At 38.1% G+C, this 15,435-nt stretch carries 14 protein-coding genes; 8 read left to right on the top strand and 6 right to left on the bottom strand.

The window, feature by feature from the left end:
- The first annotated feature begins 11 nt into the window (after positions 1-11).
- On the top strand, positions 12-1,661 hold the full coding sequence (locus PYV58_RS20350) for an O-antigen ligase family protein (RefSeq protein WP_034617719.1): 1,650 nt from the start codon (positions 12-14) through the stop codon (positions 1,659-1,661).
- A gap of 111 nt (positions 1,662-1,772) precedes the next feature.
- Here PYV58_RS20350 and bfr read toward each other — a convergent pair whose 3' ends face one another.
- The 6 genes from bfr to gmk all read right to left on the bottom strand — a co-directional run bounded on the left by bfr (position 1,773) and on the right by gmk (position 7,029).
- Positions 1,773-2,237: a bacterioferritin gene (bfr, locus tag PYV58_RS20345; RefSeq protein ID WP_004818630.1), complete on the bottom strand. Its 465-nt coding sequence runs from the start codon at positions 2,235-2,237 to the stop codon at positions 1,773-1,775.
- A gap of 317 nt (positions 2,238-2,554) precedes the next feature.
- The gene (locus PYV58_RS20340; protein ID WP_004718308.1) at positions 2,555-2,749 is read right to left on the bottom strand and encodes a bacterioferritin-associated ferredoxin; all 195 of its coding nucleotides are present in this window, start codon (positions 2,747-2,749) and stop codon (positions 2,555-2,557) included.
- Positions 2,750-2,936: 187 nt separating this feature from the next.
- Complete coding sequence (locus PYV58_RS20335; RefSeq protein ID WP_004718306.1) at positions 2,937-3,320, bottom strand: RidA family protein; 384 nt, start codon at positions 3,318-3,320, stop codon at positions 2,937-2,939.
- Between the two features lie 93 nt (positions 3,321-3,413).
- Complete coding sequence (locus tag PYV58_RS20330) at positions 3,414-5,525, bottom strand: HD domain-containing protein (protein ID WP_004718304.1); 2,112 nt, start codon at positions 5,523-5,525, stop codon at positions 3,414-3,416.
- A gap of 480 nt (positions 5,526-6,005) precedes the next feature.
- On the bottom strand, positions 6,006-6,287 hold the full coding sequence (gene rpoZ / locus PYV58_RS20325; protein WP_004718302.1) for a DNA-directed RNA polymerase subunit omega: 282 nt from the start codon (positions 6,285-6,287) through the stop codon (positions 6,006-6,008).
- A gap of 121 nt (positions 6,288-6,408) precedes the next feature.
- Positions 6,409-7,029 (bottom strand): guanylate kinase, encoded by a 621-nt coding sequence (gmk, locus tag PYV58_RS20320; RefSeq protein WP_034617459.1) that lies wholly within the window; start codon positions 7,027-7,029, stop codon positions 6,409-6,411.
- Between the two features lie 134 nt (positions 7,030-7,163).
- Between gmk and ispH the strand changes: the two genes are divergently transcribed.
- The 7 genes from ispH to PYV58_RS20285 all read left to right on the top strand — a co-directional run bounded on the left by ispH (position 7,164) and on the right by PYV58_RS20285 (position 15,432).
- The gene (gene ispH, locus PYV58_RS20315) at positions 7,164-8,114 is read left to right on the top strand and encodes a 4-hydroxy-3-methylbut-2-enyl diphosphate reductase (protein WP_275059651.1); all 951 of its coding nucleotides are present in this window, start codon (positions 7,164-7,166) and stop codon (positions 8,112-8,114) included.
- A 141-nt stretch (positions 8,115-8,255) separates the two neighbouring features.
- A complete protein-coding gene (locus tag PYV58_RS20310; protein WP_051671103.1) occupies positions 8,256-8,765 on the top strand; it encodes a prepilin-type N-terminal cleavage/methylation domain-containing protein in 510 nt (169 codons plus the stop codon).
- A complete protein-coding gene (gene pilV, locus PYV58_RS20305) occupies positions 8,762-9,283 on the top strand; it encodes a type IV pilus modification protein PilV (protein ID WP_034617453.1) in 522 nt (173 codons plus the stop codon). The genes PYV58_RS20310 and pilV overlap by 4 nt, the downstream gene beginning before the upstream one ends.
- Positions 9,283-10,203 carry a PilW family protein gene (locus PYV58_RS20300; RefSeq protein WP_227504278.1) on the top strand — a complete coding sequence of 307 codons (921 nt, stop codon included), beginning with the start codon at positions 9,283-9,285 and terminating at the stop codon, positions 10,201-10,203. Before pilV ends, PYV58_RS20300 begins: the two co-directional genes overlap by 1 nt.
- Positions 10,187-10,966, top strand: a complete 780-nt coding sequence (locus PYV58_RS20295; RefSeq protein ID WP_034617450.1) for a pilus assembly PilX N-terminal domain-containing protein — start codon at positions 10,187-10,189, stop codon at positions 10,964-10,966. The genes PYV58_RS20300 and PYV58_RS20295 overlap by 17 nt, the downstream gene beginning before the upstream one ends.
- A 16-nt stretch (positions 10,967-10,982) precedes the next feature.
- The gene (locus tag PYV58_RS20290) at positions 10,983-14,921 is read left to right on the top strand and encodes a PilC/PilY family type IV pilus protein (RefSeq protein WP_034617447.1); all 3,939 of its coding nucleotides are present in this window, start codon (positions 10,983-10,985) and stop codon (positions 14,919-14,921) included.
- Complete coding sequence (locus PYV58_RS20285; protein ID WP_034617465.1) at positions 14,899-15,432, top strand: prepilin-type N-terminal cleavage/methylation domain-containing protein; 534 nt, start codon at positions 14,899-14,901, stop codon at positions 15,430-15,432. The genes PYV58_RS20290 and PYV58_RS20285 overlap by 23 nt, the downstream gene beginning before the upstream one ends.
- Positions 15,433-15,435 lie beyond the last annotated feature (3 nt).

The following is a 15,435-nucleotide window of genomic DNA, read 5'->3' as shown; positions in this document are numbered from 1 at the left end:
TCACTTTTCCTATGAAAGCCATTCCTTACATTCTTTCAGCCGTATTGCTTTTACTTGCGTGGCTTTTGCCTATCCATAAAATGCCTTGGACAACCTTTGGTAGTGAAGCACTTACTTTTCTATCGGCCCTAACGCTACTCAGTGCTTTTATTCACAAAGACTTAAAAATACCGAAACCGCAACTGCTTATATTGCCTGTATTGGCAATCCCATTGATTCAATGGGGCTTTGGCGAGATTTTGTATTTAAGTAATGCATTGCTTTGCACCGCCTATATTGCGATGTTCTGGCTGATGCTGATTGTAGGTTATAACCTGGCAGTAGGTGAAAAGGGTCAAAGAGAACAAGTCTTTAAAGTATTTAGCCTTGTGGTTTTTACGGGTGCGATGCTTTCAAGTTTTATTGCAATGACCCAGTGGTTAGGCGTAAACGAATATTTCAGACCATTGGTTAATTTGCTAAATGGCAATCGTCCCTATGCAAACTTTGCCCAGCCAAATAATCTGGCGACGTTTATGTGTATGGGGGTATTTGCATGTTTATATTTTTATGAAAAGAAGATACTGCCAAATTACATACTCGGACCATCAACTTTTATTTTTCTATTGACCATTGCATTGACCCAATCACGGACTGCTTGGGTGGTGTGTTTGTTCACATTGATTTATTTAACAATCAAGCAATTTGGTCAAACTAAACGCTTTGGGTTTGTAAAATTACTCGCATGGTCTGGTGTGTTTATTACGTTGATTACATGCTTGCCAATGCTGAATCAGTGGATTGCATCTGTATCAACCCAAGAAGTAACACAAACATCTTCAGTGGTTGAGCGAGCTACCTCAGGTTATCTGCGGTTAGATATGTGGAACCAAGCCTTAGTCGCGATTTCAGAAAAGCCATGGTTTGGTTATGGCTGGAATCAAACGGGTATGGCACAAATCGCCGCTTTTGATTTATACCCATCACATGAATGGTATAAAACTGCACATAACGTGATTTTGGATTTACTGATTTGGAATGGGATTCCAATTGGTGGATTGATTATTGTTTATATGGCATGTTGGTTGTATTGGTTAAATAAAGGCATTAAAGATGCAGTTTCAATTGCAGCAGGATTAATGGTCTGTGCCATTTTGATTCATGCTCTATTGGAATATCCAATTCATTATGCATATTTCTTGCTTCCTTTAGGTTTCTTATTGGGGATCATCCAAGCTCAGTATCCTCGTTTGCCTACAGTGAACTTAAAGTCTTCGGTTACAGTAAGTATTATTGTGATTGGTTTGGTCTTGGTGGGAGTGATTTATCGAGACTATATTTTATACCGTCAACAAAGTGTATTTGTAAATAAGAAAACAGCATTAAGTGCTTCACAGCAAGCAGTGATGAATCAGGATATTTTGTTACTGACACAATTTAAAGAACGTGTATGGTGGATTGGTCTAAATCCATATAGCAAAATGTCAGATCAGCAGTTGCAATATATGGGGCGTATGGTGGCAAACTTAGCGTCAGCATATGATATTCAGAAATATGCACAGGTTTTGGCTTTTAATGGTAAAAAAGTTGAAGCTGAACATCAGTTATGGATTCTGAAGACACTACATGGGCAAGAGAAATCATATCAGGATCTATTACCTGTTTCTGTTGTAGGAAAATAATACTATTTCATAAAAGTGAATTTTGATGATTGTAAATTTTGCATCGTCACATTTCGAAATAAAATAAAAAATCCCCCAATCAGTTGGGGGATTTTTTGTGATCTTTCAAAATTATAGTTGGCTTTGAATATAATTTTCGATACCAACACTTTCGCTTAGATCCAGTTGGGTGGTTGTCCAATCCCAAAACTCTTCTTCTTTCTCAAGAATTTCTTGAACAAGATCACGAGTCACATAATCTAAGTTGCTTTCTGCGAGTGCAACTGCTGTTTTTAATGCATCAATGTTTTCTTTTACTTTACGTACATCACAGTTTAAAACTTCAACTGTATGTTGACCAATGTACAATTTGCCTAAATGTTGAAGGTTCGGTAAGCCTTCTAAGAAAAGAATACGTTCAATGATCTTATCCGCGTGCTTCATTTGGCGAATAGATTCTTTGTATTCAGCCGAACCAAGTTTTTCGATCCCCCAATCATTAAACATACGCGAGTGTAAAAAGTATTGGTTAATCGCAGTCAAATGATGATAAAGCACTTGATTGAGTTGATTAATTACGTCTCGATTGCCTTGCATATGGTTAAAACTCCATTCTAATTTTTTACCTTAACGTGAATTTAAACTGAGTCATTGAAATTTAATGATTAAGGTAATTTGATATGGCTCTATATTAATCAACTTTCTGCAGGGTTACGAGTAGTTTATGGAACGGCAAATGAAAATCGCAATCAAAAACAATAGGGATGTCGTTTTGGCTAAAAGAGATTGATTGAAAAAACGAACCCGCTTTGAGTCGAAGCGGGGGAGGAGAATGATCTGGGGATCATTAAAAAACTTATTTATTGTCGTTATAAATCTGAACTTATTTTTATGTTTGAATTTTTAAATCAAAACTACGCGGCAACAGAAATACGTGCTGCAATCAGCGATAGCTCTTCATTGATAATGCTTTTTGCTTCAGGGGCACAGCGACCACAGCACGTGCCTAAGTCTAATAATTCACGTACTTCACGGTAGCTCTCTGCACCATTTGCCATTGCATCTTTGATATCTTGATCTGTAATACCACGACATAAACAAACGTACATGAAACTCAACCCTAAGGTTAAATGCGATATCTAATATTATTGATAATTGTTATCATTTGTCAATGAAATTCATTTGAAATCTCATTAATCTTTATTGGCTTTTTGAATAAAAAAATACCACCTGATCGGTAGTATTTAATTTTATTTTTTAAATTATTTAAAATCAAACAATTAGTTTTGGCTGCTATTATTGAGGAATAATCACAATACCATCCATTTCAACCAATGCATTTTTAGGTAAAGAGGCAACACCTAATGCTGCACGTGCAGGATAAGGTTGAGCAAAGTATTCGCCCATGATCTGGTTGACCAATTGAAAGTTGGATAAATCGGTAAGAAAAATATTGAGCTTTGCAATATCTGCTAAAGAGCCGCCTGCAGCTTCACAGACTGCTTTTAAATTATCAAAAACACGTCGAATTTGTGCTTCAATGCCTTCAACCAATTCCATGCTATATGGATCTAAGCCAATTTGCCCTGAAAGATATAATGTGTTGTCTACTAAAATGGCTTGTGAATAAGTACCAATTGCAGCAGGGGCATTTTCAGTATGGATCACTTGGCGGGACATTGATTTCTCCTTGATTTCAAATCATTTCATCATAAAGCATGAATGGCATGCAAAGTGCATCGAAGATTATCGATAAACATTACAGGTCTTAATTTAGCACGCTTTTGCTTTTAGCGTCTCATTAATTGAAACTGGCATAGACATTCGACTAATACGAGGAAAACCAAATTGCATACGTAATTCACGAATGATTTGCGCAATTTGTTTACGATTATTCACCACGATATTCACATAGGTTTTATCTTCATGAGAGCGTACTGATTCAACCCCAGTTTTTGCTTTACGACATAAGTAAATCAATTCTGAAATTTGTTCATCGGTTAAAATAAGATCAATACTCAAATAAGCATTAAAGTTCACATCGTCTTCTTCTTCCGATGTCCACTGTAAAGACATGATATTTTCAGGATGTAAATGTTGTTCATGCAATAAGTTATGACAGCGTGCACGATGCACAATTAAGCCACGACGGGATAAATGTCCTTGAATCGGATCTCCCAATACTGGGTTACAACAGTGTGCATATTTTACATCGACACCATCTGTACCTTGGATGAGGCGATTTGAAGCATGTTCTTCAGTGGCTTTAGATTGGGCAAATAAATGGTTGGCGACCAGTTGTGGTAGTAGGTCTCCCACTGCAATTTGCTCAAATAAAGTGTCTTTATCGGGCACATGGCGCCACTCTAATAGATCTTTCCAATCCGCTTCGGATAAGTCTTTGGTCGAGCGATTAAACAGTTTTAAAGCACGGTTGAGCGCTTGTTGCCCCACTAGGCGTTGTTCATCTGGATCTTGATCACGCAAGATGTTTTGAATCGCACGACGCGCTTTTTGGGTGTTAATGAAGCTTAACCAGTCTGGGTTTGGGGTTGCCAATACATCGGTAATGACTTCAACCACCTGACCACTGACTAAAGGTGTTGAAAGCGGTTTGATTTCACCATTAATTTTAGCACCTACCGCATGGTTGCCTAAAAATAAACTCGCTGAATAAGCAAAATCTACTGCTGTGGCGCCTTGTGGTAATTCATGTAGCTGTCCATGTGGGGTGTAGACCCAGATCTTTTCTTGATGTAAATAATCAAGTAGATCGCTAAATGTGGTTTTTGCACATTCACCACCGACAAGAAGATCTAAATTCTTCATCGATGCTTGAATCGCAGAGCGACAAGCTTGTGGCGCATTTTCACCGAGGACCACACCAAAGCGCGCAGCTTTACGCATCAACTCGGTTTGAATGGTTAAGGATAACGTGGTACGTTCACCTTTGAGTTTGATCATTAAAGACTGATTTCCGCCTGGTAATGGGCGACGGATATGGTCTTCATAGTCGATGACTTGGAAATTTTCACGTAAGGCATCGACCAAGCGGTCACAATCCGCGATGCTTTGTAAAACAATTTCAAAAGCATGGCTATGGGTGAGTTCTTGTAAGTCGATTTCATTTTTTACAAAGTGGCGTAACAGTTCGATATTGTTGTTTTTCTTTTTGATGCGCCCTTGAATATTATAGTTATTGAGCAACTCAGCTAAATTTTGTTCCCAAACTGATTGATATTTACAGCGCTCTGGTTTGGTTTTGAGTAAATTTTCTTGTACATCATTGTACATATCGAGATCTAGGTTTTGATAGCACAGATGCTCTAAGTTATCTGCCATCTCATTCATTCCTACAAGTCGTGCCATAGGAACAAAGATATCAAAAGTTTCTTGCGCGATGCGTGCACGTTTATCTGGTCGTAAAGCGCCTAGAGTCGTCATATTATGATAACGATCAGCGAGTTTGATAATAATGACACGCGGGTCTTGTAAGGTGGCTTGAAGAATTTTACGGAAAGACGCAGCTTTATTATATTCTTTATCGCTGGAGTGACTGAGTTTGGTAACCCCATCAACCAATTCAGCCACGGTTTTACCAAATTTTTCAGTGATATCTTCTTTGGTAAAATCTGTATCTTCAATCACATCGTGCAATAAGGCTGCCATGAGCGTTTCGGCATCCATACGCATATGTGCCAAGATACAACTCACCGCAATCGGGTGTAAAATATAGGGTTCACCACTTTTACGTGTAATACCATCATGCGCAATATCAGCATAATCACAAGCCACAAGTACTCGCTCGACATCACTTGGTTTTAAGTACGCGTCGATAATTACATTCAACTGTTGCTTGGATTGGCTGACCTGTTGGCCTGGCATAGAACACCTATCTTAAATTACAAATTTGAAATATTTTTCCTAATGCTTTAATGAAAAGCATATTGAGCCGCTTGTCAATTTCTAGACATCAAATATATCTATTTTTTTTAACAAATATTTTGAATTTTGTCGATTGATTGGCAAAACTTTTTGCAAAATAATTGAAATAAAAAAGCCTAGTTGAAAAACTAGGCTTTTTTCAAAGGCACTGGGGCTGTTGATATTTCATAAATGGCTTGCGTTGTAGGCTAAAATTGAGCAGGCAAGGCATGAAGCGAAAAGAATAGCGAGACTATTTTCGAGTTTCATAACGCAGACTGAGATAATTTTAGCCACAACCTTTCAGGACTAGTGTGTTTTTTGCCGCTACGTCGTTACGAGCTATTTATTTAGAATGACTAAATCTCATATCTCGTGCCTCGTATCGCCTAAAAAACACACGTAGTCGCAAACATAGACGAACTGTCAACAGACCCTGGCTTATTGAAAAGAAAAACCTTCAAGATTAAGATTGTTTGCTGATAAAGCAAGGTCAAGACTAGACGTTTGGTAATCTTGATCACGTTGCTTCAAGATATCTTTAGTCACATGACCAATCGCAATTTCACGTAATGCAACAACAGTCGGCTTGTCATTGTCCCACTCAACAGTTGGTTCAATGCCTTGGCGTGCCAATTGACGCGCGCGCTTGCTTGCCACTAGTACAAGCTCAAAGCGGTTGTCTACATGGTCTAAACAATCTTCAACGGTTACGCGTGCCATAAGAATTCTCGTTTGAATACAAATTTTTTAAATAGACTGTGCAGTATAAAATGCTTTCATCATAGACTCAAGTTTTAATCGAAGCTTATTTAGAAAGCATTTAGATCATAAGTACTTAGATCTAAGATTGTGGTGTAATCAGTTTGGTAATTAAAGCCTGATGACGATTTGCCTGTTGATCTATTTTTAAGCGATTGGCATTAATAACAGATTCCAAATCATGTAACGCTTTATTGAAATCATCATTGATGATGATGTATTCAAAGTTGACATATTGTTGCATGTCTTCTACAGCACAACTTAAACGATGTTCAATAACTTCAACAGAGTCCGTGCCACGATTTGAAAGACGTTGACGTAAATCAAACTGCGTTGGAGGAAGAATGAAAATTTGTTTAGATTCAGGAAAAAGTTTACGAACTTGCTCAGCACCTTGCCAATCGATCTCAAGTAGCACATCATGGCCTTTCGCCAATTGGTCTTTTACAGTTGCTTGTGCAGTACCATAATAATTGCCAAAAACTTCTGCATACTCAATAAAACCACCTTGATTGACTTGATCAAGAAAGTTTTCTTTAGAGGTAAAATGATAATGAACACCGTCGAGTTCGCCAGGTCGCTGACCACGAGTCGTATGTGAAACAGAAACGTGTAAATTGCTCACACGCTCAAGTAGCGCTTTAACGAGAGATGTTTTGCCTGTTCCTGATGCCGCAGAAACGACAAACAATAGACCCGACATGATATTTTTCCTGATATGATAAAATATCTTCTCTATTTTAGAGTAGAGCGAAGACAAACAAAACTGTTTTTACACATTGTTTGTGTTTAATCGATAAAATATATCCAACCATTGAAGTGAGCATTGAGGGTTTTATGGAAATTGTATTGGCTAATCCGCGTGGATTTTGTGCAGGTGTAGATCGTGCAATTGCCATCGTCAATCGTGCGCTTGAATGTTTTAATCCACCTATTTATGTCCGTCATGAAGTGGTTCATAACAAATTTGTGGTTGACGATTTACGTCAGCGCGGCGCAATTTTTGTGGATGAGTTAGATGAAGTGCCTGACGATAATATTGTTATTTTTAGTGCACATGGCGTATCAAAGGCGGTTCAACAAGAAGCTGAACGTCGTGGTTTAAAAGTATTTGATGCAACTTGTCCATTGGTCACTAAAGTACATATTGAGGTCACGAAATATGCACGTGAAGGAACCGAAGCAATTTTGATTGGTCATGAAGGCCACCCTGAAGTTGAAGGGACCATGGGACAATATGACAAAAAGAATGGTGGTGAAATTTATCTGGTTGAAGATGAAGAAGATGTAACTTCATTAACAGTACATCATCCTGAAAAAATAGCATTTGTGACCCAAACAACTTTATCTATAGATGATACGGCCAAAGTAATTGATGCTTTGCGAAATAAATTCCCTCAAATTCAAGGGCCTCGTAAAGATGATATTTGTTATGCCACGCAAAACCGCCAAGATGCTGTACGTGATTTAGCATCACAATGTGATGTGGTGTTGGTGGTTGGCTCTCCAAACTCGTCGAATTCGAATCGTTTACGTGAGTTGGCTGAACGGATGGGAAAACATGCCTATCTGATCGATAATGCAGATGAGTTAAAACAGGAATGGTTTAACTCGAACCATAAGATCGGTGTTACAGCTGGGGCATCTGCACCTGAGATTTTAATTAAGCAAGTGATTCAACGCTTACAGGACTGGGGCGCGACAGCACCACAAGAGTTAAATGGTCGTGAGGAAAATATCACATTTAGCCTACCAAAAGAGCTACGGATTCATGTAACTCAAGCTTAAATTTAAACTTTATTTTTTAAGCAGATAGCTGAGATTTCAGTTATCTGCTTTTTTATGCCTTTTATCCAACTTGTATTGGTTTTGTAAGTATTTAAGTTATGATTTTTAATAGGGTAGCGTTTTGTTGCAATGGGGGGGGCAATGCAAAAAAATCGAGGATTCACCTTAATTGAGTTGATGGTGACGATTGTTGTTTTGGCGGTTATAGCATCGATTGCAGCGCCTTCTTTTTCAAAGCTCTTAGCAACCTATCAGGCGAATAAAAGCAATGAAGAGTTAATGACAGCACTAAAAGAAGGGAAGAGCCGTGCATCATCAATGAAAATGTCTGTGATCGTTTGCCCAAATAAAGATGGCTCGAATCAGGAAATAACAAAGACACTCTGTTTAACCAAAGCAGGAGTTAGTACAGCCAATGTTTCAAATTTCATTGATGCAAAACGTGTCATTTTAGCCAATATTGATAAGGCTGTTAGTGTTGGTGGTGACTTATATGTTGTTTTTAGTGCTATTGGGTCATCACTTGATAATGTGCCAAGTACAAACCTAAAGGCAAGAAAAATAACAATATGCGGTAATAAGGAACTCACCGAAATAACAGTGTCCGTTATCGGAATTGTATCCTCTGAAAAGAATGGAGCATGCTCATGAAGAATAAGAAGAATCAATTGGGTGTGGGGCTCGTTGAAGTTCTGGTTGCCCTGGTTTTACTTGCGATCGGGGTTTTGGGATTTACTGCTTTACAGTTAAGGGCTGTAGATGCGACTAGTGAAGCGCTTACAAGATCTCAAGCAACACTAATTTTGAGAGGCTTAACAGAAAGTATTCGGGCTAATCCTAATGGTCAATCTAGTTATCCTGCTGCTGTAAAAGGGTATATTGGTGTGGGAGAAAAGTCTCCGAAAAAAAAATGTTTTAATGCCACATGTACACCAGCAGAAATGGCTGATTATGATTCATATTTGGCTGCCGATGCAGCATCAAGAATCGGGATTAGTATTACAATGACAGATTGCCCAGGGGTAGGCAGTACAATTAAAAGGCAATGCTTATTCGCTGCTTGGGATGAAACTGCATCGAAGTTAAAAGCAAGTGATTATAGTGCTTGTATGAGTAGCACAGGAACGTATGTGTTTACTGCAAAATGCCTAATGATGGAGGCATATTAATGAGATTCATGACAAAGCACGAAATAATGGGACCTCAGAAGGGTTTCACACTAATTGAATTGATCGTTGCTCTTGCTATTGGTCTTATTATTAGCGCTGCAGCTTTGCAATTGTTCACTGGTGGTTTAATTACGGCAAAAATGCAAGAAGCAAGTGCAGAGTTGCAAGATAGCGGGGTGTTCGGTGTCGATTATATTGCTAGAGATATCCGTCTCGCGAATTTTGGAAATGTAAATAATCCAGTGTTAGATACAACAACACCCAATGGCGGAATTATTTTTACCAGTGGAGACCCAGCTTTAGGTAAAGCAAATCTACAATTAAAAGATGTAAGTGCAGGATTGTTAACAAAATCAGGAGGTCCTACTGGGACGAGCTCTAGTAGTGATCAACTCACGATTATGTTTCAAGCACCCAATAAAATGATGAACTGTGAAGGTAGAGAAGTACAGACTAGTGAGTATGTTATTCAACGTTATTTCTTAAGGACAGATAATGGTAACTTGGCATTGGCTTGTGATGCAAATACCCCAGGAAATAGTGTCCCTTCTATTGCCGGATTAAGTGATTCAAATAATGGTGAAGTGATTATGCCAAGAGTGGATCTTGTTAGATTTTACATCGGAGCAAAAGCTGGAAACAATTTTAGTTATTACACTATTGAGCAATTTAAGACAGCAGTAAAGGCAGCGTCCTCTCCAAATATCCCTAGAGTTGTCTCCATTAGAATGATGGTTTTGGTGCGCTCTAAAGATCCAATAACAAATAAAAATATAGATCCATCTAAAGAAAGTTTTAATTTCCCTGATGGTGACGTGACTTTGACGGATAAAAGTACCAAATATTTACGACGTTTATATACAACAAATATTGCATTAAGAAATGGCTTAGGAGAGAAGATTTATGAAACATCGAACTAACCTAAGCAAGCAGAAAGGGTCAACGATTATCGTTGTTATGATGATGTTGTTATTTTTAACAATAGTTGGAGTGATGGCGATTAGGACCTCTATGACGACATTGAATATTGCAACAAATGCGCAAATTGGTCAGCTTTCAAGTCAAACTGCAGATACACCAATCAACCAAGTTTTTTTAGAGGATTTAAATAAGCAGGTGAATCTTTCAAGTGTTATTGGTAAGGCTTTGAAAGATGCAGATACAGAACCTGATAAAGAATATGTTTTTTGTTATAAACCTAAAGCGAGTACTCGATTTGGTTCAGTTACATCCATGGCTGTGCTTAGAAATACGAGTACTGGTGTTGAGTTAGTTGAGGGAAGTACAGATAGTTTTTGTAATTTAACCACTGACTTTGGTAGTGCAAGACGAGGGGTAGTTACACAGGTTTCTATTAAAATTCCAACAGATACCACTGATTTACCGCCTTTGGCTTTACTCGCAAGAAATATTAATGTAAGTGGCGGACAAACAATTCCACAAGGGGTAACTGAGCAAAAACGTATTCGTATGACGACAGTAGCAGTGATGCCCATTTATGCTAAAAACTTGTCTGCGGCTCAAGCATGTTTAAAAGAAAATGTGAATGATAATTTAGATGCGGAATCTAGTGCTAAACAAACAACAGCACAATGTCTCGTAAATCTTGGTGTTCCAGTTAACAGTCAAGTCCAAGAGTTTAATTTGCAAACATTTATAAAAATGGTTAAAGCACCAGTATAATGATGAGGAATGTAAAATGAAATCTAAAAAGCTTACGGCTTCATTGAGTTATGCAGGCAAGCAAAAAAAATTAAATTTAGGCATGGTTGGATTTACAACGTTTGTCGGTACATTCCTGATAGTGTCTTCTGTCACCAAAGCGAATGATTTACAAATTTATGCTGCACCTACTGCAGGAAAAAAGACATTAGTCATGATGTTGGATACATCGGGGAGTATGGGACCCGCAAGTGGAAAGGGGTTTAGCTATCGAGATGATTACGGCTTAAACTGTGGAATCAGTTATAACCAAACGTCTTTAGCAACCTTGACTACAACTTTATCAAATCTTTCTAATAATACAGCGTATCGTATTAGTTCAGGAACTGTGCCTAGTTATGATCGTAATTTTTGTTATGTATCTCCTAATTCAGCAACTAGTGCGGTTAAAGATGAGGTTTCAGGCTGTGAGCAAATTACAAATTCGAGCGGGAAGATAACAGGTTATCAATGTTTAGACCGATTGACTCGTTTAAAAGATGGAATGTTTGCTTTCTTAAATAGTGAGGATGCTTCTTTAAGACAGGTTCGTGTTGGTTTAGGGAATTATTCTGCCAATGGAGATGGTCGTAGCGGTCAAATTTTAGTGCCTGCTAAAGAGTTGGGTGCACTGAATTCTTCTCAAAGAGCTGAATTAAAAAATGCGCTTAAAGATCTGAAAGCTTACAACGGTACACCTACTGCCCATGCGTATGCAGAAGCAGCAGCATATTTAATGGGAACTAAAACATTACAATCAGTAAATTTAAATAATGCACCAGTTTATTTTTACTATAATTCTAGCAACTATAGACAGTGTGTAGGCTGGGACTCTGATGGTGGTTCATGCAGTAGTTGGAGTGGCTGGATAAGTGGTCAATTGTCTAGCTCTGCAATAAGTGGTATGAGTAGTCAGTCTTGTACTTTAGATCGATATTCAGGGACTTGTTATAGAAAAACAGGTAATTATTTACTCTCAAATACAGATAGTGGATTTACAAAATCTGCTGATAATACAAAAGTCGCTGATAATACAAAATATGACTCTCCACTTCCTGCTGTTGCTGATCGTCAAAGCTGTGATGGACAAGGGGTTTATATTCTTTCGGATGGTGCGGCCAATTCTACATCTGAGAACCAAGCGAGTACCTTAATGTCTAATGCTTTGGACTCATTTGGAAATAACTTTAGTTGTAATGGAGGCTTACCCGAGGGTTATGACGGGAATAATCCAGGAGGCTGGCGTTGTATGGGGGAGTTTGCAAAAAAATTATTTGATAAAGCACAGAATCCAACAGGTGTGTCTATTCAAACTGCTTTTGTAGGGTTTGGTGAAACGATGAATAACTTAAGTAATGGTTATGTAGAAAATGCTTGCAGACTGAGTTCCCGTACGCAAAATGATCGGACTTCAGATGATCAATGTTCTCCAACAGCACCTAGCTATAAGACGCCCAACCCAGGTTATGGTAATGGCGGATTTTTCATTGCAAAAGAATCTAGTGAGATTACCAATAGTGTAATCCAGTTTATTGATAACTTAGGGAAAAATCCAATTAGCCCACTATCAACAGGAGCAATTTCTGTTCCTGTGGATGCCTTAAGTCCACAATCTTTCCAACCGTATGGTTATTTGAGAGCTTTAGAGCCAAAACCTGGGACTCAAAATATTACTTGGACAGGAAACTTAAAAAAATACAATATTCAAGGAGGAGCTTTGAAATCTGGAAGCAATTTTGTTTTTCAAAGCAATGGATTGCTCAACCCAAGCTCTCAAGATATTTGGAACAGTACTTCACTCACAGATGGCGATGGTATTACAGCGGGTGGGGTTTATTCAAAAATTAAATTGCCAACACTTGCGAGCCCTAATGGTTATAGACCACTTTATTCAGATATTAAAACTGTGGCATCAGGTGGTGTAATTACTTCGACAGATAAAAATTCAGATTTATTTTTAGTGACTCAGTCTGTAACAACCCCAACTAGTTTATTGGATAAGTTTAAGACAGATAGTCGATTGAAAAATTTAACATTAGATATTCAATTAAAGTTATTAAATTATCTAGGTTATAACTTAAGTCTAAGTTCTACACAGCTTCCAAATAGCTTAGATACCCCTAAAGATGCTTTTACATCTATGGGGGCAAGTATTCATTCTTTTCCAGTACAAATGACTTATAAGGGAACATTAGATGCAGATGGTAATTTAAAGTCTACACGTGATCAGTCTGTACTTTATGGCAGTATGGAAGGTGCCTTACGTATCGTCAATTCATTGACTGGTGAAGAGCAGATGGTATTTGTCCCTGCTGAAATTTTACAAGACAGTACTTTATCAAAAGCTTTAAGAAAGGGTGAATCTGATGTAAACGGTGTGACACAAGGGATTAATGGGGCATGGATTGCTGATTCAGACTATAAGGTGACTAGCGGAAGCGATACGGATACATCGGTCGTTGCAAATAAGATGAATGTGTATGGTGGTATGCGTATGGGAGGAACAAGCTATTATGGCTTAGATGTCCTTAACCCAAGCGCACCTAAATTACTTTTCCGTATTCTTGGTGGGGCAGGTGACTACACTCGCATGGGGCAAACTTGGTCTAAACCTGTACTAGCCAATATTCGTTATAACAACCAAATTACCCGAGTGATGATTGTGGGGGGTGGTTATGATATGTGCTATGAAAATCCAAGATTTAAATTGAACTCATCAAATTCCAATACAGATTATCCATCTACATCATGTAACAATAAAGCACAGGCAGATGGTAATGCAGTTTATATTATCAATGCAAAAACTGGCGAAAGAATTTGGTGGGCAAGTAATTCAGGTGCTAATACGAATAATGCAAATATGACCCATAGTATTGTTAGTAGAATCAGTACTTTGGATCGAGATGGGGATGGCTTAGTTGATCACCTCTATTTTGGTGATTTAGGTGGGCAAGTATTTCGTATTGATTTAAATAATGCCAAAAATACTCCAGTCGCATCCTTTGGGAAAAGAGTTGTTCGTTTAGCAAATCTTGCAACAAAAGCCGATGGAACAAGTATTACAAATGGAGATCAATCTCGTTTTTATCAACCACCAACGTTAACTGTACATGATGAGGCAGGCTCAACATTTGTTATGGTTGGTATTGCGTCTGGTGATCGTAGTACACCATTGGATGTTTCACCGAATAAAGGTCGTGAACTCATGTTGCCTTTAAATGAGTTAACTGGGCGCCCAACAAATAAAGTTTATGGATTGATTGATCGTGATATTGCAGATAGTGGATTGATTACAGGTACCAAAGATCCTAAAACCGGCGCATATAAAGATATTGACTTAAAATCAGTTGATATTACTTTGAAATATCTTAAGGAAAATCCGCAAAATATCACAGGTATCATTTCTTCGATTTTTTTCCCATACGCTAAAACAGGTATGCAGGGATGGTATCGCTCACTCTCTAGTGATCAGAATGGAAATCCAGTATCTGGACGAACTGCGGGAGGTGTGAAAGCATTTGAAGAAGAACCAGTAGCGATGACGGGAAGACTAATTGTTCCAATTTATGACCCTGAAGGTACGGGTATTGTTGATCGACAGAATCCTTGTCAACCTCGAATTATTGGTGAAAGTAATACTCAACAGTTCTGCTTACCATATGGAGCCTGTTTGGATTCAAAAGGCGTGGTTGATTGGAGTCTTGAAAAGAGCACTGGTTTTCAGATTGTAGATGGCAAGAATCAAAATGTCTTAGGACCAGGTATACAAGGTATTACTTTTGGTCCAGATGATACTAGTGGTGGGAGTAATACGGGTAATAATTGTGGAGCCTTAACTTTGCTGGGCTTACAACAAGGCAAAGGAAAATGGGAATGTAATAAAATCTTAAACCCTATTCGATGGTATGAGAAATATGTTGAAGCTAAGAATAACTAATCAATATGAGAATGTGACAAGTCAAACTTGTCACAGAAATAATCATGGCTTCACATTGATAGAAATGATGGTTGTTATTGTTATCATTGCAATTTTAGCTGCTATTATTTATCCAAACTATCAGGATCACGTTAGAAGAGCTGCAGCCGCACAAGCGCAGCAGGAAATGCAGAAAATTGCAAATCAGTTGGAGATATTTAAATCTAAGAATCTCACCTATCAAAATTTTGATTTAAAAGATTTATATAACTCTAACTCGTCAGACGAGATTTCAACACCTGTTGGATCAACTGGGGATATGGTTAAGTACAAAATTACACTCAAAGATTTGACTGATCCGACTTTGTCGCTCAAAAGTTCAGCTACATCAGGATTTGGTTGGGCAATAAAGGCAGAAAGTACAGATGTTAAAAATTATAATTTACTCATGACGAGTGAGGGAGTTCGTTGTAAGACGAAAGACAGTGTAACTTTTACAGCATGTACAGGTAGTGATATTACATCATGGTGAAAA

This window comes from Acinetobacter sp. TAC-1, from assembly GCF_029025845.1.
Taxonomy (GTDB): domain Bacteria; phylum Pseudomonadota; class Gammaproteobacteria; order Pseudomonadales; family Moraxellaceae; genus Acinetobacter; species Acinetobacter guillouiae.
The sequence above is the reverse complement of the archived record's forward strand: the minus strand, read 5'-3'. Positions and strand labels throughout refer to the sequence as shown.